Origin of the sequence: Comamonas guangdongensis (assembly GCF_041079535.1) — a bacterium.
In the GTDB taxonomy this organism is placed as follows: Bacteria; Pseudomonadota; Gammaproteobacteria; order Burkholderiales; family Burkholderiaceae_C; genus Comamonas; species Comamonas guangdongensis.
Genome location: NZ_JBFYGN010000021.1, coordinates 1 through 26,384 on the forward strand (window position 1 = coordinate 1; position 26,384 = coordinate 26,384).

Here is a 26,384-nt window from a genome sequence, read left to right on the forward strand (position 1 = left end):
CAAGCCCAACCAGAACGCCTACATCGAATCATTCAACGGGCGCTTTAGGGATGAGTGCTTGAACGAACATTGGTTCACCAGTCTGGCGCATGCCCGGGTAATCGTGGAAGCCTGGCGCCGGGAATACAACGAAGAGCGGCCCAAGCGATCGCTCGGCGGACTCACGCCTGCTGCCTATGCCCAGAGGCTGATGCAAAACCCGTTAAATTAACCCCGGACTCCAAAGCCTTGTGCTACTGAAAACGGGGGGACGTCGCATGGAAGTCAGATCAGTTTTCACAAACACATCTAGAAATGCACAAACATCGATTTTTTTTGCGCCTTGCGTCATGCCGGCCTATTCGGCGGGCGTGGGCGCCGCATAGGGCAGCTGGAGCCGGTGCCAGAGTCTGAGCATCTCCAGCAGCAGCGCCGGCGCCCGCTCGCGCCTATACACCGCGCCCAGCGGCGGCAACCGGCCTTCGATATACACGTCCAGCACCCGCACCCGCCCCTGGGTGCGCAGACCCGGCAGTATGCTGCGCGGCACCAGAGAAACCGCACCGGGCTGGGTCAGCAGTCCCTCGAGCACGGGCAGCGACACGGTGGATGCGGGAAACCACGAGGCGTCCTCGAGCATGGGCAGGACTTCGGTCTCCAGGATGTTGCGCACCGCGATGCCGTAGCTGGGCAGCACCCAGCGCGCACCCTTCAAGGCCTGCAGCGTTATATCGCGGCGCCGCACCAGCGCGTGGCCCGCATCGGCGATCACGACGGCCGCATCCAGCAGCAGCGGCTCGAAAACAAAGGCGGCAGGCAGCACCTCGGGCTGGCGGCAGAACACGGCATCCAGGCCCGAGCCCATGAGCTGCGACAGCAGATGCGCACTGGCGTCCTCGTGCACGTCAACATGCACCTGCGCATGCGCGTCATAAAAGCGCGGCAGCAGCTGCGACAACACCGACATGGCGGCCGCGGGAATGGCTCCCAGTCTCAGCGCGGCCGCCGCTCCGCGCCGTATGGAGGCCAGCGACTCGGAAACCTCCTGCAGCCCCGCCAGCACGCCGTGTGCGGTATCGATCAGGGTCTGGCCCGCAACCGTGGGCCGCATGCCCCGCGCATGGCGCTCGAACAGCTTCATGTCCAGCACCCGCTCCAGTTCGGCCAGCGCCTGGGTCGCAGCCGACTGGCTCATGTGCAGCTGGGCCGCCGCCTGCACCACCGAGCCGCATTGCTGCAGAGCCGCCAGCAGCTGCAGCTGGCGCAGGCGCACCTGCTTGGTCAGCCGGGAGAAAAGCTGGCGGCCTTCGGGAGTGGCAGCATCCTCGCCGCGCTGCGGCTCGGAAAAAGGGTAACGATCGGACATGATTGGACCTAGGGTTTGTACGGTGCCCATCGGCATAGCTCAGAGGAAAGCGCCCGAGAGATATCGACATAGCTTATAGCTTCGAGCAAATATCGTGAACTGCACAAAGGCTGGAATTTCTATATTTCCACCCGCAATGGCATATCAAGCGCAGGCCACACGGTTTGTGGGCAAACGCTTTTGCCGATATCTTTCCGGAGCCGCTCATGTCCGCACCCTCACGCCAACACACTCGCTTTCGCCGTCTGTCCCTGATCTCCTTTGCCGCTGCCAGCGCCCTGTGGGGCTTGCCTCTGTCCCAGGCGCTGGCTGCCGAGGCCTACCCCAGCAAGCCCGTCAAGCTCATCGTGCCGTTTGCGGCCGGCGGCTCCACGGACATCGTGGCGCGAGTGATTGCCGAAGGCATGCGCTCCACCCTGGGCCAGCCCGTGATCGTGGACAACAAGGGCGGCGCCGGCGGCATGATAGGCAGCGAAGCCATCGCCCAGGCCGCACCCGACGGCTACACCATAGGCATGGCCACGGTAAGCACGGCCACCATCAACCCCTCGCTGTACACCCGCGCCGCCAAGATCGAAGGCAAGCTCGTGCCCGTGGCCAATCTGGTGACCATGCCCTCGGTCTACATGGCCCACCCAAAAATGGGCGTCAAGGACTTCACCGGCTTTCTGGCCAAGATCAAGGCCCAGCCCGGCGTCTACAGCGCCGGCGTGCCCGGCCTGGGCACGCTGGGGCATCTGATGCTGGCCTCGTTCAACGAGACCATGAAGACCGAGATCCAGATTGTGCCCTATCGCGGCAACGGCCCCGCGCTCAACGACGCGCTGGCCGGCATGGTGCAGGTGATGGCGGACCAGCTGCCCTCGGCCATGCCGCAGATCAAGGGCGGCAAGCTGCTACCCATGGTGCTGGCCGGCCACAGCCGCTCGCCCGAGCTGCCCAGCGTGCCCACGTTCAAGGAACTGGGCTATCCCGAGCTCAACGAACTGGGCATCAGCTGGTTCGGCCTGGTCGTGCCGGCCGGCACGCCCGCCACCATCGTCAAGCAGCTGCAGGAGGCAGCCGTGAAAGCCGTGCATCAGCCCGACGTGCAAAAACACCTGAAGACCCTGGGCGCCGCTGCCACCGATATGGACCAGGCCCAGTTCCCGGCCCAGATCGCGGCCGAGATCAAGCGCAACAAGGCCCTGCTGGACAAGGCCGGCGTCAAGCCCGAATGAGCCCCGCAGCAAACCTAAGCCTCATGAATCCCATGTCCCCCATGCACCCCATAGACGAACTTCAGGACTTCTTCGCACAGGAAACGCCGCGCATGACCGCGCTGGCCGACAGCATCTGGTCGCTGGCCGAGCTGCGCTATGCTGAGACCGCCTCGGCCCAGCTGCACATCGACGCCCTCGCGCAATCGGGCTTTCGCATCACCCGCGATGTGGCCGGCATTCCCACGGCCTTCACGGCCGAATGGGGCGACGAGGGGCCGGTGCTGGCCTTTCTCGGCGAATACGATGCGCTGTCGGGCCTGAACCAGCAAAGCGGCGCCCTGGTCTGCACCCCCTCCATCGACAGCCCGGGCCTGGCCGGCCACGGCTGCGGCCACCATCTGCTGGGCACCTCGGCCCACTTTGCGGCCCTCGCCCTGCAGCAGTACCTGCAGACCAGCGGCCGCAAGGCCCGCATACGCTACTACGGCTGCCCGGCCGAGGAAGGCGGATCGGGCAAGACCTTTATGGCGCGCGCCGGCGTTTTCGACGATGTGGATGCGGCGCTGACCTGGCACCCGGCCAGCTTTACCGGCGTGTTCAGCCAGAGCACGCTGGCCAATATCCAGGCCAAGTTCATCTTCCGCGGCAAGGCCTCGCATGCGGCCCATTCGCCACACCTGGGCCGCAGCGCGCTCGACGCCGTGGAGCTGATGAACGTGGGCGTGAACTATCTGCGCGAGCACATGCCTTCGGATGCGCGCGTGCACTATGCGATCACCGATTCGGGCGGGCTTTCGCCCAATGTGGTGCAGGCGCGCGCCGAGGTGCTGTACTTGGTCCGCGCGGCCCGCAACCATGAGGCGGCCGAACTCTACGAGCGCGTGCAGAACGTGGCCAGGGGCGCGGCACTGATGACCGACTGCCAGGTCGAGGTGGTCTTCGACAAGGCCTGCTCCAATCTGCTGCAGAACAGCACGCTGAACCAGGTGATGTATGCGCAGATGCAGGCCCTGGGCCGGCTCGAGGTCGATGCGCGCCAGCAGCAGCTGGCCAGCGACTTCCAGGCCACGCTGGACAGCAACGACGTAGAGCAGGTCAGCCGGCCGCTGGCCAGCGTGCTGCGCGGCAAGGTGCCGGCGGTCTTCGAAGGCCTGGCGCCCTACGATCCGCAGGCCAACGACATCATGTTCGGCTCCACCGATGTGGCCGACGTGAGCTGGATCACGCCCACCGTACAGGCCTGGGTGGCCTGCTACGCCTTCGGCACCCCCATGCATTCCTGGCAGATGGTGTCGCAAGGCCAGTCGGGCCTGGCCCATGCGGGCATGGTGCGCGCGGCCAAGGTGCTCGCGGCCACGGCCATCTCGCTGCTGGAGCAGCCCGAGCGCATTGCCGAGGCCAAGGCCGAGCTGCTGGAGCGCCGCGCGGGCCAGCCCTATGTCTGCCCGATACCGGCGCAAGTGCCCCTGCCGTTCACGCGCGCCTGAGCGGCAGGCCCGGCGCAGCACGCCTGCACCAAGGCTTGACCCAGCACAAAGCCGTCCGAGCGCTTCAAGGCGATAGTGACGACAGACCGCTGTCACTCACCAAGGAGCTGTGCATGAAGCTGATGATCGACCTTTTCTCTACCGACTATGGCCTGATGAGTTTGATCGTGATCCTGTTGATTCTCGTGATGGCCGTGTTCTTCACGCGCCTGTTCATGGGCAAGATGAAGAACGTGGCCCAGACGCCGCTGGAGTGATGCTCCGGCTGGCGGGCTGCGGATGCTGCCGCGGCCCCGAGTTGCGCAAAAAAAGCCGGAGTTCCTCCGGCCTTTTTTGTTGGGCGAGCGGACCGTGCAGCGACTTCAGTAGTGCGGCGGCAGCTCGTCGCGCAGATTGCGCGGGCCGCCCGGCCCGCCTTCCGGCGTCTGGCGCTTGAGTTCGCGCACCTCGTTGACGAGCAGATCGATCTGCTGCTGCTGCCGGTAGATCGTCATATTCAGCTGCTCCAGCAGATCCTCGGTATAGCTGGCCTTGATCTCCAGCTCCGTGATCCGCTCCTGCAGCGCCTGCTGAGCCTCGCTCATGCCTGCAAGGCCTTGGCAAGTCGGGCGATACCGTCGCGAATTTTGTCCTCGTCGGCCGTGGCAAACGACAGGCGGAAGGTCGCGTTATCGGGATTGGCCGCAAAGAACGGAGCGCCGGGCACAAAGGCCACGCCTTCTTCGATGGCCTTCTTGGCCAGCACATTGGCATCGGCCAGTTGGCCGCGTGCCCCCGTCAACCGCACCCACATGAACAGGCCGCCCTGGGGCTGGACGAACTCCACGGCATCGCCCAGCTGCTTGCGCAGCGCATCGCCCATGGCCTTGGCGCGCAGCGCATAGACCTCGCGCACATGGGCCAGAGTCTTGGGCATGGCGCCGGACTTCAGATACTGTGCGGCCGTGGCCTGGGCATAGGTGCTGGTATGGGCATCGCTGAACTGCTTGCACATCACGGCGCGGGCCAGCAGCTCGGGCTGGGCAATCAGCCAGCCTATGCGCAGGCCGGGGCTCAGCACCTTGGACAGGGAGCCGCAATGGGCCAGCCACTCGCGGCTGCCGGGCACTTCCCGGGTCAGAGACAGCAGGCTGGCCGGAGGCGCTGCGTCGAAGTACAGATCGCCGTAGGGGTCGTCCTCCACCACCAGAGTCTGGTATTTGACGGCCAGTTCCAGCACCTTTTTGCGGCGTTCCAGGCTCAGCATGGCGCCGCTGGGGTTGCCGAAGGTGGGGATCAGGTAGACCAGCTTGGGCTTGTGTTCGGCAATCAGCTTTTCCAGCTCGTCGGTCCTGACCCCATGTTCGTCCACGGGCGCCGAAACCACTTCGGCGCCATAGAGGCGGAAGCACTGGATGGTGGCCAGGAAGGTCGGGCCCTCGACGATGACCTTGTCCCCCTCGCCCACCATGGTCTTGCCCAGCAGGTCCAGCGCCTGCTGGCTGCCCGTGGTCACGATGAGCTGCTCGGGCGCCACATCGGGCACGCCCTTGCTCGCCATGAAGGCCGACAGCTGCTCGCGCAGCGGCTGATAGCCCTCGGTGGCGCCATATTGCAATGCCGCGCCAGCTTCCTGCTGCAAGGCCTTGGCCGAGGCCGCGCTGATGCCTGCCACATCGAACATGGCGCTGTCCGGAAAACCGCCCGCAAAACTGATGATGCCGGGTTTGCCCAGCAGCTTGAACAGTTCACGGATCGCAGAGGTCTCTACGTTGTTGAGTCGTTTGGCAAATTGCATACGTTTCTTGATTAAGGCGCGACAGAAAACACTCGGCCGCTTGCGCGGCAAGCGCCTATTGTGACCCTGCTCGCGCTCCAAAGGAAAGCCGTAGCCGTTTGTAGGAATGCATCTTGAGACCAAGTAGTCAAAATCCTACCAATAATTCAATATCGATAGCAATCGTTAATTACGTATAACTTCGTGTCTCAAACTTTGAATTGGACAGCAGGGTCTGCGCGAAAAGAACATACGCCCATCGATCACCGACAGCGGCGTCACCGCATTTTTTTCGATTCGGCTTTTGGGATGGAGGATTTATGCGAACTTTCACTTTCACCAGCAAGACACCCTCTGTTGCAACGACAGCAACTGCCGCAACAGGTTTGCGCAGCCTGTGTGCCGTGGCACTGGTCGCCAGCCTTGCGGCCTGCGGCTCGAGCGGCTCGTTGCGCAGCGACCTGGGCCCCGGCGGTACCGGCGGGGGCGATGTGGTGGCAGGCGGAGGCGGAGGCAGCGGCAGTGGGAATGGCGGAAGCAATGGCAACACCGGCAATACCGGTAGCGGCAATGGCAATGGAAATACTGGAGGTACACCGAGCGCTAACGCCCCTCTGACGCCCTTGCAGAAAACCGTTGCCAATGCTTCGGGCGCGGTCACGGGCGCCACAGGCGTCATCGGCGATGCCAACACCATCGTCACCAATGCACTGGGCTCGGCAACGGCCAACACCCCTTTGAACGGCGTTGCGCAGCCCGCCAGCGGTATTCTGGGCAATGTAGGCAAGGCCGTGGACACGCTCAACAGCGGTCTGGCCAACGGCGTCGGCAAGATTGGCAGCAGCTCCGACCCCGTGGGCACCACCTTGCAAAGCGCCGGGCCCGCCGTCGGCTATGCAGGTAATGCCGTGACCAGCCTCGGTCAGACCGTCAGCGCTCTGGACCAACCCCAGCTCGGCGTAGTAGGCAACGTGGCCGGCCTTGCCGGCGGCACGGTGCAGGCTGTGGGGCAAACCGTCTCGGGCCTGAATCAGCCCGTTTCCGGACTGACCAACAGCAGCCTGGTCACCGGCCTGACCAGCACGGTGAGCAATGTTGCCACGCCGGTGCTGAGCACAGGCATAGGCACCGTGCAGAACCTGGGCCAGGCCACGGGCCTGGGCCAGCCCGTCAACAACCTGCTGGGCGCAACCGGCGGACTGGTCAGCAATGTCGGAGGCTCCCTCACAGGAACCCAGGCTCCTGTGGTAGCACCTTTGGGCAACGTGGTTTCCAACGTGGGCCATACGGTCGCGAGCCTGGGTGGCGTGGTGGCCGGCAGTCCCGGCAGCACAGGATCTGGCGCTGTCGGTAGTGTGCTCGGCAATGTGACCGGAGCCCTGGGAGGAGCAGCCGGTGGAGCGACAGGCGGTGGCGCGGCCGGCCCGCTGGGCGGCGCAGGCAATCTGGTCTCGGGCACCCTGGGGGCCGTCACCGGCGTGGTCGGCGGAGCGACCAATGTGGCCGGCAACACCAGCCTCGGCATCACCAACAACACCAATGCCGCGGCCTCCACCGGCAACCCGCTCGGCGGCCTGCTCGGAAACGTGACGAATTCGCTGGGCGTGACACTGGGCGCCAAGTAATGCAGGCCCCGCAGTGCCAGGCCGCCGCGACCTCCGAAGCCCGCTTTGCTGCGGGCTTTTTCATGCCAGACCTGCAGATTTTTCATGAACAATGACAAGCACAACAACACGGGATGGGGGGGCGCTTTGGAGATAAGCAAGAACGGACGGATGCGCTGGGCTGGCTGCATTCCGTTGCTGGCACTATGTTTTGCGGCACCGCCGGCCTGGGCGCAATCGGGCAATCCGCTCAACAGCCTGCCCCAGGTCCCGGAGGCCGCCGAGCGCACTCAGACCCCTATCCAGATAGAGAAACCGCAGCCCGCCGCACAGGACATCGCCAGCCTGCAGGTGGCCGTCAGGGGCGTGAACGTACAGGGCAGCAAGGCGATCCCGTTCGAGGAAGTCAGCGCCCTGTTCACGCCCTTCATCAACGGCATGCATACCGTGGGCGAGCTTGCGGCCGCCGCCCAGAAGGTCGGCGAACTCTACCAACGCCATGGCTATGCGCTGTCGTTTGCCTATCTGCCCCCCCAGAGCCTTGCCAACGGCGTGGTTCAGGTCAATGTGGTCGAGGGCTTTGTCTCGAGCCTGAATCTGGAGGGCGATTTTGGCCGCTCCGAGCCGGACATTCGCGAACTGGCCCAGCCCCTGCTCCATGAAAAGCCGCTGACCACCAAGACCTTCGAACATCAGACGCAGCTCATGGCACGGCTGCCCGGCGTTCAGATCGTGGCCTCGGCCAATCTGCCTACGACCACCGACGGTGCCGTGCCCCTGCTGATCAAGTCCAAGCACAAGCCCGTTGTCGTCACCCTGGGCGGCGAGATCCGCCAGCCCACGCCGCGCGTGATCGCCTCGCTCACGCTCAACGACCCCCTGTGGTCGGGCAGCCAGCTGCAGGCTTCGAGCATGCTGCAGAACCCGGACAAGGAGCGCTATCTGCTGCTCGGCCTGACCCAGCAGCTGACGCCCGAAGGAACGCAGGCCCGCCTGAGCTTTTCGGACTACCGCAGCCTCAACAACCCCGCCACGCATATTGCCGGCATCGATGATCTGACACGCCAGCGCAAGCTGGACTTCAATCTCAGCCACCCCTGGATACTCGGCAACAGCACCCAGCTGAGCACCACGGCCGGCATCTACGCCATCAACTACAGCAAGGAATATCTGTACACGGCGGGCGGCTATGCCGGCCTGTCGCAGATGCAGGAAGAGAACGTGCGCACGCTCTACGGCCAGGTGGCGTGGAGCTCGGCCAATGCCCGGACCGCGCGATCGGCCAGCCTGCTGCTGGCGCACGGCCTGGACTCCATGGGCGCGCGCAAAGGCGCAGACCTGCTCTATCAAGGCCGCTACTACCCTCTGGCCGATGCTGCCAAGCTGGATTTCACTCGTCTGGCCTTTGACTATGCCCAGCGTCATCGCTTTGCCAGCAAGTTCGGGGCCGCATTTGCCCTGGGCGGCCAGTACAGTCCCGACATCCTGCCCACGCCCGAGAAAATCTCGTTTGGCTCCACCCGCTTTGGACGCGGCTATCAGGCCGGCGAGTTCTCCGGGGATTCCGGCCTTGGCGCCAGCGTGGAGGGCAACTACCAGTTCGCCTTCGACCATCGGTGGCTGCGCACGCTGGAGCCCTATCTGCTGTACGAATGGGCCAGAACCCGGCAGCAGAGCAGCGACCTCAAGGGCAATAGCCTGCGTTCGGCCAGCCTGGGCCTGCGGATCTCGGACAGCCGCCACTACGCGCTGGATCTGGCCCTGAGCAAGCCGCTTGGCGATCGCTCGCTGAACAATCCCGAGCGCAAGCTGCGCTACAGCCTGCTCCTCAGCTACAACCTCGACCCCTGAACGTCCGCGCACCGGCCGCCGCCTCCTGGCCGCGGCCTTTTGCGGCGGGAGCGCCCGGGCAGGCCACAATAGCGGCATGAAAAAAAGCGATATCGGGCCTTTTTTTGCGGCCCTCAAGGCCGCCAATCCCACACCGCAGACCGAGCTGGAATACACCACGGTGTTCGAGCTGCTCACCGCCGTGCTGCTCTCGGCCCAGGCCACGGACGTGGGCGTGAACAAGGCCACGCGCAAGCTGTTTCCGGTCGCCAATACGCCGCAGGCAATTCTGGACCTGGGCCTGGAAGGGCTGGAAAGCTACATCAAGACCATAGGCCTGTACCGCAGCAAGGCCAAGCATTTGATGGAAACCTGCCGCATGCTGGTCGAGCTGCATGGCGGACAGGTGCCCCGCAGCCGTGAAGAACTGGAGGCCCTGCCCGGCGTGGGGCGCAAGACGGCCAATGTGGTGCTCAACGTTGCCTTCGGCCAGCCTACCATGGCGGTGGACACGCATATCTTCCGCGTCGGCAACCGCACGGGCCTGGCCCCCGGCAAAAACCCGCTGGAAGTCGAAAAACAGCTGCTCAAGCGCGTACCCGACGAATACGCGGTCGATTCGCACCACTGGCTGATCCTGCTGGGCCGCTATGTCTGCCAGGCGCGCAAGCCGCGCTGCTGGGAATGCGTGGCCGCGCAATACTGCGATTTCTCTCCCAAGACGCCTGCGCCCAGCGCCGGCAAATAGGGCCGGACCAGGAGCACGCAGCGGCCTGACCCGGCGAGCCCGGCCTCAGCTCTTGGTGCTGACGCCCGCAGACTCGAAGCTGGCCATTTCGTTGAGCATGGTGCAGGCCGACTGCAGCAGCGGCCAGGCCAGCGCCGCGCCCGAGCCTTCGCCCAGGCGCAACTGCCAGTCCAGCAAGGCTTCGGCCTGCAGATGGGCCAGCATGCGCGCATGCCCGGGCTCGCCCGAACAGTGGGCATAGACACAGCGCTGCAGCACATGGGGCTGCATACGGCTGGCCACCAACACGGCAGCCGTGGTGATGAAGCCGTCCACCACGATCACGCGGCGCTCGGCCGCAGCCTGCAGCACGGCCCCGGTCATGGCGGCGATCTCCAGCCCCCCCATGGCGGCGAGCACGGCCAGCGGCTGCTGCACATCGGCATGCAGCTCCAGCACCTGGCGCAGTACCGCAAGCTTGCGCGCCAGCCCCTCGGCATCCAGGCCCGTGCCGGCCCCCGTCACCGCCTCGATGGGCTCGCCGCACAGGCGCGCCAGCAGCAAAGAGGCGCTGGAGGTATTGCCTATCCCCATCTCCCCCAGCAGCAGCGCATTGCCGGGCAGCTTCTTGACCAGCTCGGCGCCGTTGCGCATGGCCATGGCGCACTGCTCTACGGTCATGGCCTGGCCCTGGCTGCAATCCGCCGTGCCGTAGGCCACCTTGCGTCGCCACAGCCGCGGCTCGCCGGCCTTTGGCAGCTTGTGCTCGGGGTCCTGCTCGCGCACGGCAAAATCGCGTGCCACGCCGCAGTCCATCACATTCAGCGCAATCGCATGCTGGCGCGAGAGCACGCTGACGGCGGCGCCGCCGGCGAGAAAATTCTCGACCATCTGCCAGGTCACGTCGACCGGATAGGCCGACACTCCACGCGCGGCCAGACCGTGGTCCGCGGCAAAGACCACCATCTGCGGCAGCTCCAGCTGCGGTGCATCCGTGGCCAGAATGCCGGCGATGCGCGCTGCGAGACGCTCCAGCGTGCCCAGAGAGCCCTGGGGCTTGGTCTTGAAGTCCAGCTTGTGCTGGACGCGCGCCGCCAGCGCCTCATCGCGGATATCCGGCACCGCTGGCCATGACCAGAGCGCCTTCACGGCCTGGGACAGAGAATCGGAAACAGGGGAATCAAATGGCGCGCAGCTCATGGGAAATACCGGTGGTCTTGCTATGAATACGGCGGGATCGGCTCAGCGCCTGGCGCTGACCCGGCACACCGTGCAGCCCTCAAGTATCGCGCGTTTGCAGCGCGGCAAGACCATGCCGGCAAAAGCAAAAGGGCCCGCAGGCCCTGTCGCGGTCGGCGCAGCGCCTTAGCGCATGGGCACCTGTTCGGTGTATTCGGTAATGGTGCCACCGCCCTTCACCGAGCCGCTGGTCTGGCCGTTGCGCATGCGCTCGGTACAGCTATGGCGGTCCTCGTCATTCTTGAACACACCGCAGCGTGCCAGCGCATTGCGCTCGTACTGGCTTTCTGTGCCGCGGTCGCCTAGCTTGCCCTCGCGCTGGGCGGCGCGGGCTGCTGCATCTTCCTTGGCTCCGGGGTTGTCGTCGTACTTGCGCTGGCCTTTGTGCTCATGCTTGTGCATATGCATGTGGTGATGCTTGGCAGCAGGCTGCGCGGGAGCAGGCATGTCGGAAGTCTGGGCACCGGCCATGCCGGCGATTGCCAGGGCTACGGCCCCCACGGCCAGTTGCAGATTGCGGATTCCGAAAGAGCTCATGTTCAACTCCAATCCCGTTGAGTGAATAACAGAACTAGCTTGCAAGCATTCCGGGCCTGCATTTATCGGCCCAGACCATCAGCCTCTGCAAGTCACGGCCTACAGACAAGGCCATCCTGCACTGTCCGCCGCCCGGGCCAACTGCGCCAGATCAATTCGAACCCTCAAACCACTGCTCCACGCCCTGCACCAGGCGTTCGAACACCTGTTCCAGACTCGGGGCGGAGCGGCCGAACAGCGCATGGATCACCGCGGCGTTCTCAAACAGGCCATGCAGATAGGTCCCCAGTACCGCGGGATTGCCGCCCTGCCACAGCATGCCGGGCAGGAGCTCGCGGGCCTTGGCGTCGGATCCGGCCTGCATATCGGCCCGCAAGCGGGTCTGCCCGTGGTGGATCTCATAACCGCGCACCGCGGCTCCGCCCAAGGCCTGCCAGGGCGCCTGCAGCTCGGGCAGGACCAGGGCCGTGGGCTGCACCAGCTTGTCCTGCTCAAACAGGGTCACCAGCGGCAGCAGGCCCAGGCCGGCCGCATTGCCGTCCACGCCGTGCGGATCGATCAAGGCCTCACCCAGCATCTGCAGGCCGCCGCAGATGCCCAGCACGCGCCCACCGGCATTGGCATGCGCGACCACGGCGGCGTCCAGCCCCTGGGCGCGCATCCAGGCCAGATCGGCGGCCGTGGCCTTGGAGCCCGGCAATATCACCCAGTCGACGGCCGCAAGCTGGGCCGGGCTGCGCGCCCAGACCACGCGCAGACCGGGCACCTGCAGCAGAGGCTGAAATTCGTCGAGATTGCTGAGACGCGGATAGGCGAGGATGGCAACCGTGGTGTGCACCGCCTGCCCGGCTCCGGCGCTGCCCCGGTCATCAAACACGCCGTCTTCTTCGGGCAGTCCATGGCCGAACTGCATGGGAATGCAAGCCACCGTGGGCACGCCGGTCTTTTCCTCCAGCATCTGCGGCGCCGGGGCGAGCAGGCTCGCGTCGCCACGGAACTTGTTGAGCACAAAGCCACGGATGAGCCGCTGCTCGTCTTCCGGCAACAGCGCCCAGGTGCCGTACAGATGGGCAAACGCGCCACCCCGGTCGATATCGGCCACCAGCAGGCAGTGGGCCTGGCAATGCCTGGCCACCCGCATGTTGACCACATCGCTGGCATGCAGATTGATTTCGGCCGGCGAGCCCGCCCCCTCAATCACCACCACCTCGTTCTCGGCGCGCAACTCGTCCAGCGCCTGCGCGATCTGCGGCCAGACATGCTGGCTGCGGCCGCGCCAGGGCATGGCCGTGAGTTCCTTGCTGACCTGCCCGAACAGCACGACCTGGCTCCTGGTATCGGCCTCGGGCTTGAGCAGCAGCGGGTTCATGCGCACATCGGGCGTGCAGCCCGCGGCCAGGGCCTGCAGATACTGGGCGGTGCCGATCTCGCCCCATTGGCCGTCGGGGGTGGCAACGACGCGGGCGTTGTTGCTCATGTTCTGCGCCTTGAAGGGCGCCACCTTGTAACCCTGGGCCCTATACCAGGCACACAGCGCCGTGGTCACCCAGCTCTTGCCGGCACCGCTGCTGGTGCCGAGAACCATCACGCAGGTCGCCAGGCGCTGGCCCGGAACGGGCCGCGGCAGTTGAATCTTGTCACTCATGTCGTCTCACAATCTTGCCAGGCCCGCTCCAGCGCGGCCTGGGCCGCAGGTTCGAGCACGCCCAAGCGCACATGGCCGGGCAGGCCAAAGCTGGAGCAATCGCGCAGCTTGATGCCCTGCGCACGCAAAGCCGCCAGCCGCTGCACCAGCACCTCTGGTGCCATAGGCAGCCGCGCCACAAAGTAATTCGCCAGGTGGCCGGGCACGGGCTGCCAGCCCAGCCGCTCGCACAGCGCCAGTTGCGCGGCTTTCCAGGCTCGCAACGTATCCAGGCTATGCGCCAGCCATTGCTGCACCTCGGCCCCGACCCAAGCCTGGAGCATGGCGACCCCATGGGCACCGACCACCCAGGAAGGTGCGAGATCGCGCAGGTCGCCCAACTCCAGGGCCGTGGCCTGCAGCGGCGCAATCGCATAGGCGGCGCGCACGCCGGTCATGCCCAGCGCCTTGTTGGGTGTCCATAGCTGCCACACATGGTCCAGCGCCCGCTGGGGCGCCGTAGCCTCCAGCCACAGCGGGCGATAGGCGCAATCGAGCACCCGCCATTCCCGGCCCCGGCCGGGAGCCGAGGACCAGGCGGGCCAGATATCCTCGGCCTGGCCCAGCGGGCTTGAGGGCTCGCAGGCCCAGTGCAGGCCCGGGCCGGTTTCGGCCGATCTGGGCTGCGGGGCCAGGCCCCAGGCTCGCGCTGCCTGCAGATAGTCGCCGTAGTGATGGCCCGGCAGGGTGATGAGAGTCGCGCCGCTGCGCAGCACATGCTGGGTCAGGCGGTGGATCAGCTCGCTACTGCTGCCGCCTATGACGATGCCCCCGGCGCTCACGCCGTGAAAAGCCGCCAGCTGCGCGCGCAGATCGGTGTAGTGCGGATCGGGATATTGGGCCAGATGGGCCGCCTGCAGCGCCTGTACCGCGATAGGACAGGGACCGCAGGCATTGCGGTTGGTGGAGAAATCATGCGCGGGAATGCCCAGCGCATCGGTGCCGCCATGGATGAAGTCAGCCATGCCCCCCTCCCCGCCACATCCACAGCACCATCAAAACCATAGCAGCCAGCGCACATAGCACCTGCGCCAACACCACTCTTGAGGCGAGCTGCAGCGCGCGTTGCAAATGGCCGGCCTCGGGCGCGGCGCCCGAGGGATTGAGCCGGTATACGCCCGGCTTGGACAGGCGGACCCCCAGAGCCCGGGCCATGGCCCCCATGGGCCAGCCGCCATTGGGCGAAGGGGCCGCCAGAGCATCCTGTCTGAGACCCGCCCAGGACAGGCCGCCGGCCACCAGCGCCAGCCAGGCCGCCGTGAGGCGTGCGGGAATCCAGTTGAGCACATCGTCGGCCCGGGCCGCCCATTTGCCCGCCCACTGCCAGTGGCGGCGCTGCTCGCCCCGGCCCCGCCAGCCCGGGTAGCCCCACATGGCATCGGCGGTATTCGCAAAACGGTACAGGGCCGCACCGGGCAGGCCGGCCACGGCAAACCAGAACAGCGCCGCAATAACGGAATCGCTGAGATTTTCGGCCAGGGTCTCGATCGCGCTTTCGCGCACCGTCGCCGCATCGAGCTCGCTGGTGTCGCGGCTCACCAGCCAGGACAGGCGCTCGCGGCCCGCGGCCAGCGATTGCTGCAGCGCAGCCTCCACCGCCTGCACCTCGTCCCTGAGCATGCGCCAGGACAGCAGAGGCTTGAGCAGCACGCCCGTCAGCATCCCTCTCAGCCACCAGGGCGCCGGCTGCAGGAGCAGCAGCACCAGCCAGTAAGCCATGAAAAACAGAGCAGCCAGCGCGCACCAGGCAAGCGCTGCAAGCCAAAAACGCCTGTAATCCCGGGCAACTTCAGAGCATGGCGCAATTCTCTGCCCCAGCCCGCCCAGGAGCTTGCCCATAAGCACCACGGGGTGCATCCACAGGGGCGGCTCCCCCCAGATCCGGTCCAGCAGCAGGGCCACCAGCATGGCCCCCAGCGCGCCTATCACCTGCTGCGACCAGAAAGCCTGGGCGGCGGGCTCGGCCGTCAACGCCTGCCACAGCCAGGCCAGCGGGCTGAAGGACCAGGCCAGCCACTCCCATGCGGAAACCACCGTCATGCGCCGGGCTTGCCCTTGGCCAGAGCCCGGCTGTCGTCCCAGACGTCATCCATCAACATGTCTTCCAGCGGCGCGCGGCTGGCCCATTTCTCCTGCTGCAGCATGGGCTCGGCGTAATAGGCCTGGACCGGCCCCAGGCACAGCACGCCCAGCGGGTGCGCGCCTTCGGGCATGCGCAGCAGCTGGGCCAGGGCCAGGGGGTCGAAAATCGAGACCCAGCCCATGCCCAGGCCCTCGGCGCGCGCGGCCAGCCACAGGTTCTGGATGGCGCAGGCCGTGCTCGCAATATCCATCTCGGGCAAGGTGCGGCGGCCGAAGATATGGGCTTCGCGCCCCGGCGGCATGGTGACGACCAGCACCTCGGCCGCGTCCAGCACCCCTTGCACCTTGAGCTTCATGAAATCTTCTTCGCGCTCGCCCAAAGCATGGGCGGTGCGCACGCGCTCCTCCTCGACCAGGCCATGAATGGCCTGGCGCAGCTCGGCGCTCTTGACGCGGATAAAGCGCCAGGGCTGCATGAAGCCGACGCTGGGCGCATGGTGGGCGGCGCGCAGCAGACGCAGCAGCACCTCGTCCGAGACCTGCCCGCCCGCGAAGTGGCGCATATCGCGGCGCTCGTAGATGGCGCGGTAGACGGCGGCACGCTCGGCTTCGGTGAACGGCGTGGCGGCAATCGTCGCGATGGAGTTGGTCTTGGATTCGGTCATGAGGCTATTGTCGCGCCGCAGACATGGCAAAAGCCATCAGTCTTCGATACCTCTTTGAGCAGGAATACCCGCCTGGAAAGCGTGTTTGACCAGCTTCATCTCCGTCACCGTATCGGCGATGTCGATGATTTCCTGCGGGCATCGGCGCCCCGTCAGGCACACATGCACATCGCTGGGCCGGGACTTGAGCGTTTCCAGCACATCTTCCAGCGGCAGCCAGCCATAGATCAGCGGGTAGGTGATCTCGTCCAGCACCACCAGAAACTGCTCGCCCGAGAGAATGTCGGCCTTGGCCTTTTCCCAGCCATCGCGTGCCAGCTGGCCGGACTGCTCGAGATCCTTGCTCTTCCAGCTGAAGCCGTCGCCCAGACCCTCTATGGGCAGGCCCACTCTTTCGGCCAGACGGTGTTCGCCAAAGCGGGCCGTGGGCACTTTCATGAACTGGAAGACCTTGACGGCCTTGCCCCGGCCCGTGGCGCGGAAGGCCAGACCGAAGGCTGCCGTGCTCTTGCCCTTGCCGTCGCCGGTGTTGACGATGACGAGGCCGCGGCGCTCGCCCTCGGGCTTCTCATAGGGCTTCTCGGTGGGAGGAGTTTCAATATTCATAGCTGCTACCGCTTATCCATCAATGGCTACAAGGCAAAAATTCAAAAATCAATCAAGCCGTGGCATGGCCAGCCAGTGCCCGTCCAGCTCGCGCACCCGGATGCGGTGCTCGAACACGGCCTCCAGCGCCGCATGAGTGACGGGATCGCCGCATGCGCCGTGATGCACGGCCCGGCCCGCTTGCATGATGAGCATGTCGTCGGCCTGCAGTGCCACCGACAGCTCGTGCAGCACGCTGACCACGCAGGTGCCCTGGGCCACCAGCTGACGCACGATGAGCATCCAGTCGGTCTGGTGCGGCGGATCGAGGTTGGCCAGCGGCTCGTCCATCAGCGCTACCCGCGCCTGCACGGCCAGCGCGCGCGCCAGCAGCACGCGCTGGCGCTCGCCGCCCGAGAGTTCGGCCAGCGGCCGATGGCGCCAGTCCCAGGCCTGGGTAGCCTGCAGGCACTGGCGCACCACGGCATGGTCCTCGTCGCTGGGCGAGGCCAGCCAGGTCTGGTGCGGCAAGCGGCCCAGCATGGCCACGTCGTAGCTGGTCAGCTCATCGGTGGCGGTTTCGTTCTGGCCCAGCCAGGACAGTGCGCGCGCGCGCTCCTGGCGCGGCCAGCGCTGCAAGGGTTTGCCCAGCAGCTGCACCTCGCCCTGCAGCGCCTGCGCCGGCCACAAGCCGCACAGAGCCTTGAGCAGCGAGGACTTGCCCGCACCGTTGGGGCCGACGATGCTGGTCCAGCGCCCCGCGCCGAAGCGCGCCGTCACGTCGTGCAGGATGGGCTTGTGGTGCACCTGGGCGCCGATGTTCTCGGCGGCGATGGCGATCTTTGGCATGGCGGTGCTCATCCCAGACCTCCGCCCACGGTGCGCCGGTGCATGCGCCACAGCAGATAGGTGCCGCCCAGCGCCGCGGTGAGCACGCCCACCGGCAGCTCCTGCGGCGCAATCAGCCAGCGCGCCAGGATGTCGGCTGCCAGCAGCAGCACGCCGCCCATACCGCCGGCCAGGAGGATGCTGCGGCCGTGGCCCACGCGCACCAGACTGCGCACCAGGTGCGGTGCTGCCAGGCCCACGAAGGCGATCAATCCGGTCTGAGCCACCGAGGTGCCGGTGGCCAGCGCCAGCACCAGCACCAGGCCGTAGCGCATGGGCGCCAGCGGCAGGCCCAGACTGTGCGCCGTGGCCTCGCCCAGCGTCAGCCCGTCGAGCGCGCGCGAGAAGGCCCAGGCCGCCAGCGAGCACAGCAGCCACACGGCCAGCATCAGCGCGCAGCCGTTCCAGCCCACGAAGGCCGAGGTGCCGAGCACGAAGCTCTGCATGGCCTGCAGGATGTCAGGGTGGCGCAGCTCGATCAGGTCGCGCACTGCGCCCAGCACCACACCGACAATCACACCGGCCAGCAGCAGGCGCAGCGTGCTCTGCACATTGCGCGCCAGCGTTACCGTCAGCAGCACCGCTGCCGCTGCGCCCAGAAAGGCCATGCCGGTCATGCCCAGGCGATGCCAGATGTCAAGGCCGGTGAGCGCCGTGCCCATGGCCACCAAACCGATGGCGCTGCCCAGCGCTGCGCCGGCCGCACTGCCCAGCAGGTACGGGTCGGCCAGCGGGTTGCGAAACAGACCCTGGGCCACCGCACCCGCCAGGCCCAGCAGCGCGCCAGCCAGCCAGGCGCCGGCCGAGCGCGGCAGGCGGATGTCGGTCACGATCTGCCAGGCTACCGGGTCACTCCGCATGCGCAGCACGCTTTCCCAGCCGGTGCTGCCCACGCTGGCACCCACGGCCAGCAGCAGCACCGTAAGCAGCGCCAGCACCAGGGCCAGCCAGCGGCTGCGGGCCTGGCCGGGGCCCATGTCGAGCACGGCGCTCACTTGCCGCCCTCCGCTTGCTTGCCCAGCTTGTCCGTCAGGCAGCGCGCCATCAGCCGCGCGGCCTCGGCCATGCGCGGCCCGGGGCGCACAATGATGTCCGACTCCTGCTGCGGGAAGATGCAGACGCGCTGCTTCCTGACGGCGGCCAGTTGCTCCCAGCCCGGATAGGTCTGCGCCACCTGCATGCTGCGGTCACCCAGCATGATCACATCGGGGTTGGCGCGCAGCAGGAACTCCGGGCTCAGCCGCGGAAACGGCCCCAGCTCCGCCGGCACCACATTGCGCACGCCCAGGCGTGTCAAGGTCTCCCCGATGAAGGACTGCGGCCCCGCCGCATACGGTCCGCGGTTGACCTCGAAATAGACGCGTGCATTCTTCGCCGCTGCTGGCACGGACTGCGCCGCGGCGTCCACGCCGGCATTGATTTCGCGCCAGACCTTTTCCGCCTCGGCCTCGGGCACGCCCAGCAGCCGCGCCAGACGCGCTAGCGCCTTGTGCACGCCGCGCTGCGAGTTGACTTCGACCACCACAACCTTGAGGCCCAACGCCTCCAGCCGGTCAGCCACCCGGGCCGCGCGCGACAGCAGCACCACGTCGGGCTTCATGGCCACCACGGCTTCGATGTTCGGGTCTATGCCGCCGCCCAGCACCGGCAGCTTGCGCACGGATTCGGGCCAGTTCGAATAGCGGTCCACGCCCACCAGCCGGTCGCATAGCTGCAATGCGCAGACGCTCTCGGTCAGCGAGGGCAGCAGGCTGACGATGCGTTGCGGATTGCCGGGAAGCTGCACCGTGCGACCGCGGTCGTCGGTGACGGCCTGCGGCGCCACAAGCTGCACGGCGGCGGCCGAGGAGGCCAGGCCGCACAAGGCCAGCGCCGCCATACAGCGCATCAACCAAGGCTTCAATACGGAATGCTTCATTTCAGTTGCAAAGGCAGGCCGGCCGCCATCAAAGTCACGCGCTCGCATGCCAGAGCCGCCTGCTGATTCAGCGTGCCCAGAGCGTCGACAAAGGCGCGCACTTCGGCTCCCAGCGGAATCACGCCCAGGCCGATCTCGTTACCGACCAGTATCACCGGGCCCGGCGCCTGTTGCAGCGCTTTCAAAAACAGAGCTGCCTGCGCTTGCCAAGTCTCACCTGGAGGCGTTTTTGATTCAAGGCCCTCTTCGACAGGCATCAGCCAGTTGGTCAGCCACAGCGTGAGGCAGTCGATCACCAGCAGGCGCTGCGCCGTGCTGTGGGCGCGCACCATGCCGGCCAGATCCAGCGGTTCCTCTATGGTCTGCATGCCCGGCACGCGCTCGGCGCGGTCCCGCTGGTGACGCGCGATGCGCTCGCGCATCTCGGCGTCCCAGGCCTGGCCCGTGGCGACCAGCGCAGCCTCATGTCGCGGGTCGGCGAGCAGCCACTGGCGCGCCAGCATTTCGGCCCGGCGCGATTTGCCGCTTTTCTGTCCGCCCAGAATGAACTGGGTGCGTGGCTGGATGGAACTGGAGCTGTCAGCGGTCATGGTGGAAGGCAAAAAACTCAGACCCCGATTGTTGCGCCAAAAATCCCGCTCGACGTCCCGCCGAACAGCCGGGCTGCGGCTGCGGGACATGAAGGGAACCAGGCATGGAAATAGCTGGCGCGCAGGCTGCCCTGCACATACAGCGCTTCGCCGCGATCGGCCTGGACCGGCGCGCCGGGGCGGCTGCTGCGGGTCTGCTCCCGCATGGCCGTCTCCAGCCGGCTGTAGTGAAAGGTATGACCGCGCAGCACGCCCGCCTCCAGCGCCAGCTGCTGCATGCCCAGTCCGCCCAGCCGGGTCTGCATGACGACCCGGGCGGGCAGCACGCCCCACAGAGGCAAGGTGGCGCCGGCCGGATCCGTCACCGACTCGCACAGCGCCAGCATGCCGCCGCATTCGGCCCACACAGGCTTGTCCTGCGCCACATGCTGCGCGATGCCGGCGCGCAGGGCCTGGTTGGCCTGTAGCGCCGCCGCATGCAGTTCCGGGTAGCCGCCGGGCAGCCACAGGGCATCGCAGGCCGGCAGCCCTTCCCCGGCCAATGGCGAGAAAAACACCAGCTCGGCGCCCATGGCGCGCAGACAGTCCAGGTTGGCCGGATAGATGAACGAAAAAGCCGAGTCCCGTGCAATCGCAATGCGGCGGCCCGCCAGCCAGGGGCCGACTTCCGGCGGGGCGGCATCGGACCCGGCAAAGTCCACGCACCAATCCTGCCAGCTAGCCCCCCCATCCACGGCATCCCAGGGACGCTGGCCCAGCGGCGTCTGCGCCAGCGCATCGGCCGCGGCATCCAGGCGCTGCAGCGCATCCGGCAGCTCATGGGCGGCGACCAGGCCCAGGTGCCGCTCGGGCAGCAGCGCCGCCGACCTGGCCCGCGGCGCATCCCCGATTTGCACGGCCGGCATGGTGCCTTGCCACATGGCGGGGTCGCGCAGCCCCCGCTGCAGCAGATCGGCATGGTGGCCGCTGGCCACCCGGTTGGCGACAAGCCCCGCCCAGCGCATGCCGGGCTGATAGTGCTGCAGCCCGTAGGCCAGCGCACCGAACGTGCCTGCCATGGCCGAAGCATCGACCACGGCCAGCACGGGCAGGCCCAACAACTGCGCCAGATCGGCCGCGCTGGGACTGCCGTCGAACAGACCCATCACGCCCTCGACCAGAATCAGGTCCGCCTCCTGCGCGGCCGCATGCAGACGGGCGCGCACATCGGCCTCGCCCGTCATCCACAGGTCCACCGAATGCACGGCCGCGCCGCTGGCCAGTTCATGCCAGTACGGATCGAGAAAATCCGGCCCGCACTTGAACACTCTGACCTTGCGGCCCTGGCGTGCATGCAACCGGGCCAGGGCTGCTGTCAGCGTGGTCTTGCCCTGGCCCGAGGCCGTGGAGCTGATCAGCAGCGCGGGGCAGCGGGTTGCCGGCATCAAGGAGGAACTGGTCATGGCTTCAGTTGCCGGTCCAGGTCACGCCCACATAGGCGCTGCGGCCTTCGGTGGCATAGGTGCGGGCCAGCTCGTAGGTTTTGTCGCTCAGATTGTTCAGGCGTGCGACCAGGCTCCACTGGCGGCTCAGCTGCTTTTGCGCGCTCAGATTCCAGAGGGTGTAGCCGCCCAGCACGTATTTGTTGGCCGCATCGTCAAAGCGCCTGCCGGCCATCTGCATCTCCACGCCCAGCTTCCAGCCCGCCACCAGGGTGTCGGCGGACAGATTGGCGTAGCGCTTGGAGCGGCGCGCCAGTTGCAGATCCTTGCCCGTGTCGCGCGGGTTCTGGAAATCCACCGAGCCCTGCAGGTTCACCACGCCGATACGGGTGCTGGCGGCGAAGGTGATCCCTTCATAGCGGGCATTGGCGACGTTGGCATAGCAGCCGCCAAAAGCGCCCACGTTGCCGGGGCAGGTGCCGGTCTTGCCTACGTAATTGATGAGGTTGGAGACATTGTTGCGGTAGACCGTGGCCGAGAAGCTGTCGCTGCCCTTGCCCCATTTCAGGCCCAGTTCCACATTGCGGGCTTTTTCGGGCTGCAGCGAGGAGTCGCCATACATGCTGAAGCGCTGGTACAGCGTGGGCGCGCGGAAAGCATTGCCCGCCGAGGCCGTGGCCCGCCAGTGGGGCAGGAATTCATAGCCATAGGCGGCGCTGCCCGTGGTGTTGCCGCCAAATTCGCTGTCGCGGTCATGGCGGGCATTGAGCTGCAGCGTGTGCTTGCCCGAATGCAGGCCATAGCCCAGGGCCAGCGCGTTCTGCGAACGCGAGCGGTCGATATTGCCGTTGACCAGGCTGTCCTCGCGGCGCTCCAGTGCAGCCGTCACGGTCTGCACACCCAGCTTCCATTCGTTCTGGAACAGATAGTTGTGCAGGCGCGTGTCGGTCTTGTAGGGCGAGGGGCGGGTCTCGTAATAGTCGCGCGACTGGGTGTACTGCAGACGCGTGCTGTAGACGTCGCTCCACTTGGCCTGCCAGTTCAGGCCTAGTGCACTCATCTTGTAGATGCTGCGATCATCGGCCATGGGCGCCGTCTTGGAGACGGTGGCGTCGTAGCCCGCATTCATATAGCTGCTCAGCGCCGTGGCTTCCACGCGCTGGTTGGGCGTGATCTGATAGCCGATGCGGCCATTGAAAGCATTGTTGCGGTAGCCATCGGCGTCGGGGTTGAAGCCGGGCACGGTCCTGGCATCGAAGCCGTTGCTGCTGGCATGCGAGGCGCCCAGGCTGTAGTCCCAGCCGTTCTGGCCGCCGCTGATGCCGGTCTGCGCCTTCACCGTGCCGCGGCTGCCCCAGCCCAGGCCCACATAGGGAGTGGGTTTGCCCTCGCCCTTCTTGGTGAAGATTTGCACCACGCCGCCAATCGCATCCGAACCGTAGACCGCTGCCGCGGGGCCGCGCAGCACTTCGATGCGGTCGATCGCTTCCAGCGGAATGTCCTGCCACGAGGCGCCCCCCGTGGACTGGGAGTCAATGCGCACACCATCGATATACACAGCCGTAAAGCGAGTCTCGGCACCGCGCAGATAGACGCTGGTGTTGGAGCCTACGCCGCCCGTGCGCACCATCTGTACGCCGGGCAGGCGCGCCAGCACATCGGCCACGCCCGCCGCGCCGGCGGTTTCGATGGTTTGACGATCCACGATGGACATGTCGGCCACCAGATCCGACAGGGGCTGCTCGATGCGGTTGGCAGTCACCACGGTCTCGCCCAGGGCCAGAGCGAGCTGCTGGGCCTGTGCGGCGCAGGCCATGCAAACCAGCGCCGCGGCCAGCCCGGTGGAACGAAGAGCGAAAGAGGCGCGCGCGCCCGAAACCGTCTGTGCATCGGCGCACAGAGGCGAATATTGCGAACTCATGGAAAGCAAACAACGAAGACGCCCCCGCCAGCCTACCCGCCGACGATGGGCAACACATGCGAGCAAAAAAGCTGGCACACCACTGTTGGCCGGTATCCGGGCTAGGCGAATCGTCCTCTTGCCAGCCTTCCCAGCGCGCAGACGCCAGTGGCTATGGAAGGAAGAGGCGGGTGCGCAGGCACTCCATTCGCCGACCGTTGCGGGGGCAGCGCAGGCTCGGTGCGCCCGTGAATCGGCGGACACCTCCCTGCTTCCCGTTGAACTGGGGCCGCAGAAAAGCGGCTCCGAGCACCAACAGCGGCGCATTGTAATGAGTTAATACAGCGCTTCATCCTCCATTCGGAGGAATCGGGTGACGATTTCTTACGTTAAAAATGTCCTTGGCGCAGATACGACATGCGCGGGGCGCTACGATTTTGGGAGAAATCAGACGCTTTTCCGACTAAGGTTCTCAGGCAGCCCACCCGGCGGCACCGAGACTGCGGATTTGCCTGCACATTAATGCCCATCCACAGACTGCAAGACCTACAATGGCAGAGTCTATGACCCCCCAGCCTTCTCTTGATCTCATTGCCGAGCGCGTGGAGCGTCTGCTGGTTCGCCACGAGGAACTGCAGCGCACCAATGCCTTGCTCTCCGACCAGGTCGCCGCCCTGACCCAGGAGCGCGATCTGCTGCGCCTGCGTCTTCAGGCTGCGCGCGCACGCGTGGATGCACTGATCGAGCGCCTGCCCGCCAACCAGGGAGAGTGACCTCCGTCCCCTCCCATCACCAGACCCCGCCACAGACGCCCATGAAGCAGATCGATGTGCAAATCATGCAGCAAAGCTATGTGCTGACCTGCCCCGATGGTCAAGAAGAACGCGTGCAGGAAGCCGTGCGCCGCGTGGACGAGGCCATGACCCGCATTCGCGACAGCGGCAAGGTCCGATCGCGCGAGCGCGTGGCGGTGCTGGCGGCACTCAACATGGCTTTTGACGTACTCGATCGCGACGCCCAGCAAGCCCATATGGCCAGCGCCCAGGCCGAAATGCAGGCCCTGATGCAGGAGCAGCAGGCCCGGCAGCAGCCCGCCGAGGAAGTCAGCGAAACGGTCAGGGCCGAGCAGCAGCGCCAGCAGGAGCTGGCCGAGCAGCTGGTGCTCAGGCTGGACCAGGCGCTGGAGAGCGATGCCCGGCTGCTCTGAGAATTGTGAAAGTCTGAAAACATAGGAACAAAGCGGTTTTGCTGTCTGGACCTCGGCAATCACCGGTAGAATAAAACCGTCTGCAAATCTGCCGGTTTTTATATTTCCTTGAACCAATGCTCCACGAGCACGGGCTTGGTACATCACCTATTGAGCGTGATCGTCTCGCGTCAGATGAACCCAACGATAGGTTGCCCTCGCCCACCTGAACCCCCGGTTCAGGATGACGAGCCGGTGGTGTTTGCAGACACCTTGCACATCACCAGGTTGTTGCATCGGAGCGGCTTCGCATAGCGCCTGCCTCCATACCAATCCAGTCAACAGCCCAGGCCTCGGTTTCCTATCGAGATCAGCCCGCAGCGCGGGCTTTTTTTTGCGCTTGCCAGCGACACCCGGGCTCGCAGCGACTTCTCTCCATCTCGCCGGCGACGGCATCCCTGGCCCCGCAACACCCTTGACCGCCGTGTCGGATTGGCCCTGCTCAATAGGCGGCTACAGCGGCAAGGCACGACAGCTTGCGCGACCTGGTCTGAACCACTGATCCCGCGACAGCAAAAGCGCCTACACCGGACAAGGTAAGCGCTTGATACAACGAAGTACTGCTTGCAAAGCATTGTGACTCGTCAATCTTGGGCAAGCGACGTCAGCGTTATGGAGTCTGGATCATGAGGAAAATCAACCCCACGGCCAAAAGCGCAAACCGAGCCTATGTACGCCTGCATACCTATGTCGCCAAGCAGCTGGACTGGGAGGTCTTCACCAAGACCTACCGGGTCGTGCTTGAGTCCGATTTCAGCGAGGAAGTCAGCCTGTGCGTGGTGCAGGTCTTCGACGAACTGGGCAAGCTTGCCAGCCTGGGCCCCAGCATACCCAACCAGATCATGTTGTCGCGCCGCAAAGTACCCGCGATGACGGTTTGGACCGAATGCTTTAACGACGGTAAATCGAGCTGGCGCAGCGTTTCCTGCCGCTGAAGCCCGGCGCGCCGCTGCCTCTGCCGGATTCCGCATGGTGGACCGCAAAGCCGGTCATGTGGCACGCGACACCCATGCAATCTGCTTTGGCCAGTTGCCGGCTCCTGAGAGACAAGCGCCGACGGAGCTCCCCTGAGCCATTGACCAGCGGCAGCATGTTTGCCCTCCATGTATTGCCGGGCTGTCGACCTTGGAATAGATTGGCTGCGACGCACTGCTTACTGATGCGCAAGAAAGCTGGACATGTTCAAACATCTGCTTATTCCTACGGACGGCTCGGAACTCTCGCAGGCAGCGGTTCGCGCCGGCATACGCCTGGCCCACGAACAGGGCGCCAGGGTCACGGGCCTGTATGTGATACCCGATTACGCCGCCATCTATGGCTCGGAAGGCATGGTGACGTTCAACACCACCGAGATCGAGCGCAGCGCCAACCAGGAAGCCGATAGCGCCTTGCAGTTCATCGAGCATCTGGCTTTGCAGCAGGACGTGCCCTGCGCAACCGTCAGAGTGACCAGCATTTCCGTCTATCGCGCCATCATCAAGGAGGCCGAGACATGCCATTGCGACCTGATCTGCATGGCCTCCCATGGACGCAAGGGCATCAGCGGAGTTCTGCTGGGAAGCGAAACCCAGAGGGTGCTCACCCATAGCAGCATCCCCGTGCTGGTGCACCGCCCGGCATTGAAAACCCATTGATCGGGCGCGGGCCGCGCAAGCTGCCGCTATAGGCCGCAAATTGG

The 26,384-nt window shown here is 65.8% G+C and carries 26 protein-coding genes, 1 pseudogene and 1 riboswitch; of the genes and pseudogenes, 11 read left to right on the plus strand and 16 right to left on the minus strand.

Going from position 1 to position 26,384, the window contains the following annotated elements:
* A pseudogene (locus AB6724_RS16375) lies at nucleotides 1–221 on the plus strand (integrase core domain-containing protein); the annotation flags it as partial.
* Between the two features lie 116 nt (nucleotides 222–337).
* Here AB6724_RS16375 and AB6724_RS16380 read toward each other — a convergent pair.
* On the minus strand, nucleotides 338–1,345 hold the full coding sequence (locus AB6724_RS16380) for a LysR family transcriptional regulator (RefSeq protein ID WP_369339594.1): 1,008 nt from the start codon (nucleotides 1,343–1,345) through the stop codon (nucleotides 338–340).
* Nucleotides 1,346–1,551: 206 nt separating this feature from the next.
* On the opposite strand from AB6724_RS16380, the gene AB6724_RS16385 reads away from it, so the two are divergent.
* The 3 genes from AB6724_RS16385 to AB6724_RS16395 all read left to right on the plus strand — a co-directional run bounded on the left by AB6724_RS16385 (nucleotide 1,552) and on the right by AB6724_RS16395 (nucleotide 4,291).
* Entirely contained in the window at nucleotides 1,552–2,565 is a 1,014-nt protein-coding gene (locus tag AB6724_RS16385; protein WP_369339595.1) for a tripartite tricarboxylate transporter substrate binding protein BugE, read from the plus strand.
* 41 nt (nucleotides 2,566–2,606) lie between these two features.
* The gene (locus AB6724_RS16390) at nucleotides 2,607–4,034 is read left to right on the plus strand and encodes a M20 family metallopeptidase (protein ID WP_369339666.1); all 1,428 of its coding nucleotides are present in this window, start codon (nucleotides 2,607–2,609) and stop codon (nucleotides 4,032–4,034) included.
* Between the two features lie 113 nt (nucleotides 4,035–4,147).
* Complete coding sequence (locus tag AB6724_RS16395) at nucleotides 4,148–4,291, plus strand: DUF3149 domain-containing protein (protein ID WP_283488461.1); 144 nt, start codon at nucleotides 4,148–4,150, stop codon at nucleotides 4,289–4,291.
* A 105-nt stretch (nucleotides 4,292–4,396) separates the two neighbouring features.
* Here AB6724_RS16395 and AB6724_RS16400 read toward each other — a convergent pair whose 3' ends face one another.
* Entirely contained in the window at nucleotides 4,397–4,618 is a 222-nt protein-coding gene (locus AB6724_RS16400; protein WP_369339596.1) for a SlyX family protein, read from the minus strand.
* Nucleotides 4,615–5,811: an aminotransferase-like domain-containing protein gene (locus AB6724_RS16405; RefSeq protein ID WP_369339597.1), complete on the minus strand. Its 1,197-nt coding sequence runs from the start codon at nucleotides 5,809–5,811 to the stop codon at nucleotides 4,615–4,617. Before AB6724_RS16405 ends, AB6724_RS16400 begins: the two co-directional genes overlap by 4 nt.
* Nucleotides 5,812–6,413: 602 nt before the next feature.
* On the opposite strand from AB6724_RS16405, the gene AB6724_RS16410 reads away from it, so the two are divergent.
* The 3 genes from AB6724_RS16410 (at nucleotide 6,414) to nth (ending at nucleotide 9,972) form a co-directional block, all read left to right on the plus strand.
* Complete coding sequence (locus tag AB6724_RS16410) at nucleotides 6,414–7,415, plus strand: collagen-like triple helix repeat-containing protein (protein ID WP_369339598.1); 1,002 nt, start codon at nucleotides 6,414–6,416, stop codon at nucleotides 7,413–7,415.
* An 84-nt stretch (nucleotides 7,416–7,499) separates the two neighbouring features.
* Nucleotides 7,500–9,245, plus strand: coding sequence for a ShlB/FhaC/HecB family hemolysin secretion/activation protein (locus AB6724_RS16415; RefSeq protein WP_369339599.1), 1,746 nt, complete (start codon nucleotides 7,500–7,502; stop codon nucleotides 9,243–9,245).
* A 76-nt stretch (nucleotides 9,246–9,321) separates the two neighbouring features.
* The gene (gene nth, locus AB6724_RS16420; RefSeq protein WP_369339600.1) at nucleotides 9,322–9,972 is read left to right on the plus strand and encodes an endonuclease III; all 651 of its coding nucleotides are present in this window, start codon (nucleotides 9,322–9,324) and stop codon (nucleotides 9,970–9,972) included.
* A 45-nt stretch (nucleotides 9,973–10,017) separates the two neighbouring features.
* Here the strand turns inward: nth and cobT are convergent, their stop codons facing one another.
* The 13 genes from cobT to AB6724_RS16485 all read right to left on the minus strand — a co-directional run bounded on the left by cobT (nucleotide 10,018) and on the right by AB6724_RS16485 (nucleotide 23,481).
* Nucleotides 10,018–11,151, minus strand: coding sequence for a nicotinate-nucleotide--dimethylbenzimidazole phosphoribosyltransferase (gene cobT / locus AB6724_RS16425; RefSeq protein WP_369339601.1), 1,134 nt, complete (start codon nucleotides 11,149–11,151; stop codon nucleotides 10,018–10,020).
* Between the two features lie 165 nt (nucleotides 11,152–11,316).
* Nucleotides 11,317–11,727, minus strand: coding sequence for a hypothetical protein (locus tag AB6724_RS16430; protein WP_369339602.1), 411 nt, complete (start codon nucleotides 11,725–11,727; stop codon nucleotides 11,317–11,319).
* A gap of 151 nt (nucleotides 11,728–11,878) precedes the next feature.
* Nucleotides 11,879–13,372 carry a cobyric acid synthase gene (locus AB6724_RS16435; RefSeq protein ID WP_369339603.1) on the minus strand — a complete coding sequence of 498 codons (1,494 nt, stop codon included), beginning with the start codon at nucleotides 13,370–13,372 and terminating at the stop codon, nucleotides 11,879–11,881.
* A complete protein-coding gene (locus AB6724_RS16440) occupies nucleotides 13,369–14,376 on the minus strand; it encodes an aminotransferase class I/II-fold pyridoxal phosphate-dependent enzyme (protein WP_369339604.1) in 1,008 nt (335 codons plus the stop codon). The genes AB6724_RS16435 and AB6724_RS16440 overlap by 4 nt, the downstream gene beginning before the upstream one ends.
* Nucleotides 14,369–15,451, minus strand: a complete 1,083-nt coding sequence (gene cbiB, locus AB6724_RS16445; RefSeq protein ID WP_369339605.1) for an adenosylcobinamide-phosphate synthase CbiB — start codon at nucleotides 15,449–15,451, stop codon at nucleotides 14,369–14,371. Before cbiB ends, AB6724_RS16440 begins: the two co-directional genes overlap by 8 nt.
* Nucleotides 15,448–16,158: a 5,6-dimethylbenzimidazole synthase gene (gene bluB / locus AB6724_RS16450; protein WP_369339606.1), complete on the minus strand. Its 711-nt coding sequence runs from the start codon at nucleotides 16,156–16,158 to the stop codon at nucleotides 15,448–15,450. Before bluB ends, cbiB begins: the two co-directional genes overlap by 4 nt.
* A 36-nt stretch (nucleotides 16,159–16,194) precedes the next feature.
* Nucleotides 16,195–16,764 (minus strand): cob(I)yrinic acid a,c-diamide adenosyltransferase, encoded by a 570-nt coding sequence (cobO, locus tag AB6724_RS16455; RefSeq protein ID WP_369339607.1) that lies wholly within the window; start codon nucleotides 16,762–16,764, stop codon nucleotides 16,195–16,197.
* Between the two features lie 48 nt (nucleotides 16,765–16,812).
* Entirely contained in the window at nucleotides 16,813–17,592 is a 780-nt protein-coding gene (locus tag AB6724_RS16460) for an ABC transporter ATP-binding protein (protein ID WP_369339608.1), read from the minus strand.
* A gap of 8 nt (nucleotides 17,593–17,600) precedes the next feature.
* A complete protein-coding gene (locus AB6724_RS16465) occupies nucleotides 17,601–18,608 on the minus strand; it encodes a FecCD family ABC transporter permease (protein WP_369339667.1) in 1,008 nt (335 codons plus the stop codon).
* A 14-nt stretch (nucleotides 18,609–18,622) separates the two neighbouring features.
* Nucleotides 18,623–19,519: an ABC transporter substrate-binding protein gene (locus AB6724_RS16470; protein ID WP_369339668.1), complete on the minus strand. Its 897-nt coding sequence runs from the start codon at nucleotides 19,517–19,519 to the stop codon at nucleotides 18,623–18,625.
* A gap of 26 nt (nucleotides 19,520–19,545) precedes the next feature.
* The gene (locus tag AB6724_RS16475) at nucleotides 19,546–20,139 is read right to left on the minus strand and encodes a bifunctional adenosylcobinamide kinase/adenosylcobinamide-phosphate guanylyltransferase (protein ID WP_369339609.1); all 594 of its coding nucleotides are present in this window, start codon (nucleotides 20,137–20,139) and stop codon (nucleotides 19,546–19,548) included.
* 17 nt (nucleotides 20,140–20,156) lie between these two features.
* Nucleotides 20,157–21,581 carry a cobyrinic acid a,c-diamide synthase CobB gene (locus AB6724_RS16480; RefSeq protein WP_369339610.1) on the minus strand — a complete coding sequence of 475 codons (1,425 nt, stop codon included), beginning with the start codon at nucleotides 21,579–21,581 and terminating at the stop codon, nucleotides 20,157–20,159.
* 4 nt (nucleotides 21,582–21,585) lie between these two features.
* Entirely contained in the window at nucleotides 21,586–23,481 is a 1,896-nt protein-coding gene (locus tag AB6724_RS16485) for a TonB-dependent receptor domain-containing protein (protein ID WP_369339611.1), read from the minus strand.
* Nucleotides 23,482–23,551: 70 nt separating this feature from the next.
* A riboswitch (cobalamin riboswitch) is annotated at nucleotides 23,552–23,792 on the minus strand.
* Between the two features lie 231 nt (nucleotides 23,793–24,023).
* Between AB6724_RS16485 and AB6724_RS16490 the strand changes: the two genes are divergently transcribed.
* From AB6724_RS16490 to AB6724_RS16505, 4 genes are all read left to right on the plus strand, one after another.
* Nucleotides 24,024–24,233 carry a DUF904 domain-containing protein gene (locus tag AB6724_RS16490; protein ID WP_369339612.1) on the plus strand — a complete coding sequence of 70 codons (210 nt, stop codon included), beginning with the start codon at nucleotides 24,024–24,026 and terminating at the stop codon, nucleotides 24,231–24,233.
* A 41-nt stretch (nucleotides 24,234–24,274) separates the two neighbouring features.
* Nucleotides 24,275–24,667 (plus strand): cell division protein ZapA, encoded by a 393-nt coding sequence (locus AB6724_RS16495; RefSeq protein WP_369339613.1) that lies wholly within the window; start codon nucleotides 24,275–24,277, stop codon nucleotides 24,665–24,667.
* A 665-nt stretch (nucleotides 24,668–25,332) separates the two neighbouring features.
* Nucleotides 25,333–25,641, plus strand: coding sequence for a hypothetical protein (locus tag AB6724_RS16500; RefSeq protein ID WP_369339614.1), 309 nt, complete (start codon nucleotides 25,333–25,335; stop codon nucleotides 25,639–25,641).
* A 243-nt stretch (nucleotides 25,642–25,884) separates the two neighbouring features.
* Nucleotides 25,885–26,340, plus strand: coding sequence for a universal stress protein (locus AB6724_RS16505; protein WP_369339615.1), 456 nt, complete (start codon nucleotides 25,885–25,887; stop codon nucleotides 26,338–26,340).
* Nucleotides 26,341–26,384 lie beyond the last annotated feature (44 nt).

Excerpts from the sequence above, each read along its gene's own strand:
- AB6724_RS16380 (WP_369339594.1), bottom strand. The coding sequence starts at position 1,345 with ATGTCCGATCGTTACCCTTTTTCCGAGCCGCAGCGCGGCGAGGATGCT.
- AB6724_RS16385 (WP_369339595.1), top strand. The coding sequence starts at position 1,552 with ATGTCCGCACCCTCACGCCAACACACTCGCTTTCGCCGTCTGTCCCTG.
- AB6724_RS16390 (WP_369339666.1), top strand. The coding sequence starts at position 2,607 with ATGCACCCCATAGACGAACTTCAGGACTTCTTCGCACAGGAAACGCCG.
- AB6724_RS16395 (WP_283488461.1), top strand. The coding sequence starts at position 4,148 with ATGAAGCTGATGATCGACCTTTTCTCTACCGACTATGGCCTGATGAGT.
- AB6724_RS16400 (WP_369339596.1), bottom strand. The coding sequence starts at position 4,618 with ATGAGCGAGGCTCAGCAGGCGCTGCAGGAGCGGATCACGGAGCTGGAG.
- AB6724_RS16405 (WP_369339597.1), bottom strand. The coding sequence starts at position 5,811 with ATGCAATTTGCCAAACGACTCAACAACGTAGAGACCTCTGCGATCCGT.
- AB6724_RS16415 (WP_369339599.1), top strand. The coding sequence starts at position 7,500 with ATGAACAATGACAAGCACAACAACACGGGATGGGGGGGCGCTTTGGAG.
- nth (WP_369339600.1), top strand. The coding sequence starts at position 9,322 with ATGAAAAAAAGCGATATCGGGCCTTTTTTTGCGGCCCTCAAGGCCGCC.
- cobT (WP_369339601.1), bottom strand. The coding sequence starts at position 11,151 with ATGAGCTGCGCGCCATTTGATTCCCCTGTTTCCGATTCTCTGTCCCAG.
- AB6724_RS16430 (WP_369339602.1), bottom strand. The coding sequence starts at position 11,727 with ATGAGCTCTTTCGGAATCCGCAATCTGCAACTGGCCGTGGGGGCCGTA.
- AB6724_RS16435 (WP_369339603.1), bottom strand. The coding sequence starts at position 13,372 with ATGAGTGACAAGATTCAACTGCCGCGGCCCGTTCCGGGCCAGCGCCTG.
- AB6724_RS16440 (WP_369339604.1), bottom strand. The coding sequence starts at position 14,376 with ATGGCTGACTTCATCCATGGCGGCACCGATGCGCTGGGCATTCCCGCG.
- cbiB (WP_369339605.1), bottom strand. The coding sequence starts at position 15,451 with ATGACGGTGGTTTCCGCATGGGAGTGGCTGGCCTGGTCCTTCAGCCCG.
- bluB (WP_369339606.1), bottom strand. The coding sequence starts at position 16,158 with ATGACCGAATCCAAGACCAACTCCATCGCGACGATTGCCGCCACGCCG.
- cobO (WP_369339607.1), bottom strand. The coding sequence starts at position 16,764 with ATGAATATTGAAACTCCTCCCACCGAGAAGCCCTATGAGAAGCCCGAG.
- AB6724_RS16460 (WP_369339608.1), bottom strand. The coding sequence starts at position 17,592 with ATGCCAAAGATCGCCATCGCCGCCGAGAACATCGGCGCCCAGGTGCAC.
- AB6724_RS16465 (WP_369339667.1), bottom strand. The coding sequence starts at position 18,608 with ATGGGCCCCGGCCAGGCCCGCAGCCGCTGGCTGGCCCTGGTGCTGGCG.
- AB6724_RS16470 (WP_369339668.1), bottom strand. The coding sequence starts at position 19,519 with ATGCGCTGTATGGCGGCGCTGGCCTTGTGCGGCCTGGCCTCCTCGGCC.
- AB6724_RS16475 (WP_369339609.1), bottom strand. The coding sequence starts at position 20,139 with ATGACCGCTGACAGCTCCAGTTCCATCCAGCCACGCACCCAGTTCATT.
- AB6724_RS16480 (WP_369339610.1), bottom strand. The coding sequence starts at position 21,581 with ATGACCAGTTCCTCCTTGATGCCGGCAACCCGCTGCCCCGCGCTGCTG.
- AB6724_RS16485 (WP_369339611.1), bottom strand. The coding sequence starts at position 23,481 with ATGAGTTCGCAATATTCGCCTCTGTGCGCCGATGCACAGACGGTTTCG.
- AB6724_RS16490 (WP_369339612.1), top strand. The coding sequence starts at position 24,024 with ATGACCCCCCAGCCTTCTCTTGATCTCATTGCCGAGCGCGTGGAGCGT.
- AB6724_RS16495 (WP_369339613.1), top strand. The coding sequence starts at position 24,275 with ATGAAGCAGATCGATGTGCAAATCATGCAGCAAAGCTATGTGCTGACC.
- AB6724_RS16500 (WP_369339614.1), top strand. The coding sequence starts at position 25,333 with ATGAGGAAAATCAACCCCACGGCCAAAAGCGCAAACCGAGCCTATGTA.
- AB6724_RS16505 (WP_369339615.1), top strand. The coding sequence starts at position 25,885 with ATGTTCAAACATCTGCTTATTCCTACGGACGGCTCGGAACTCTCGCAG.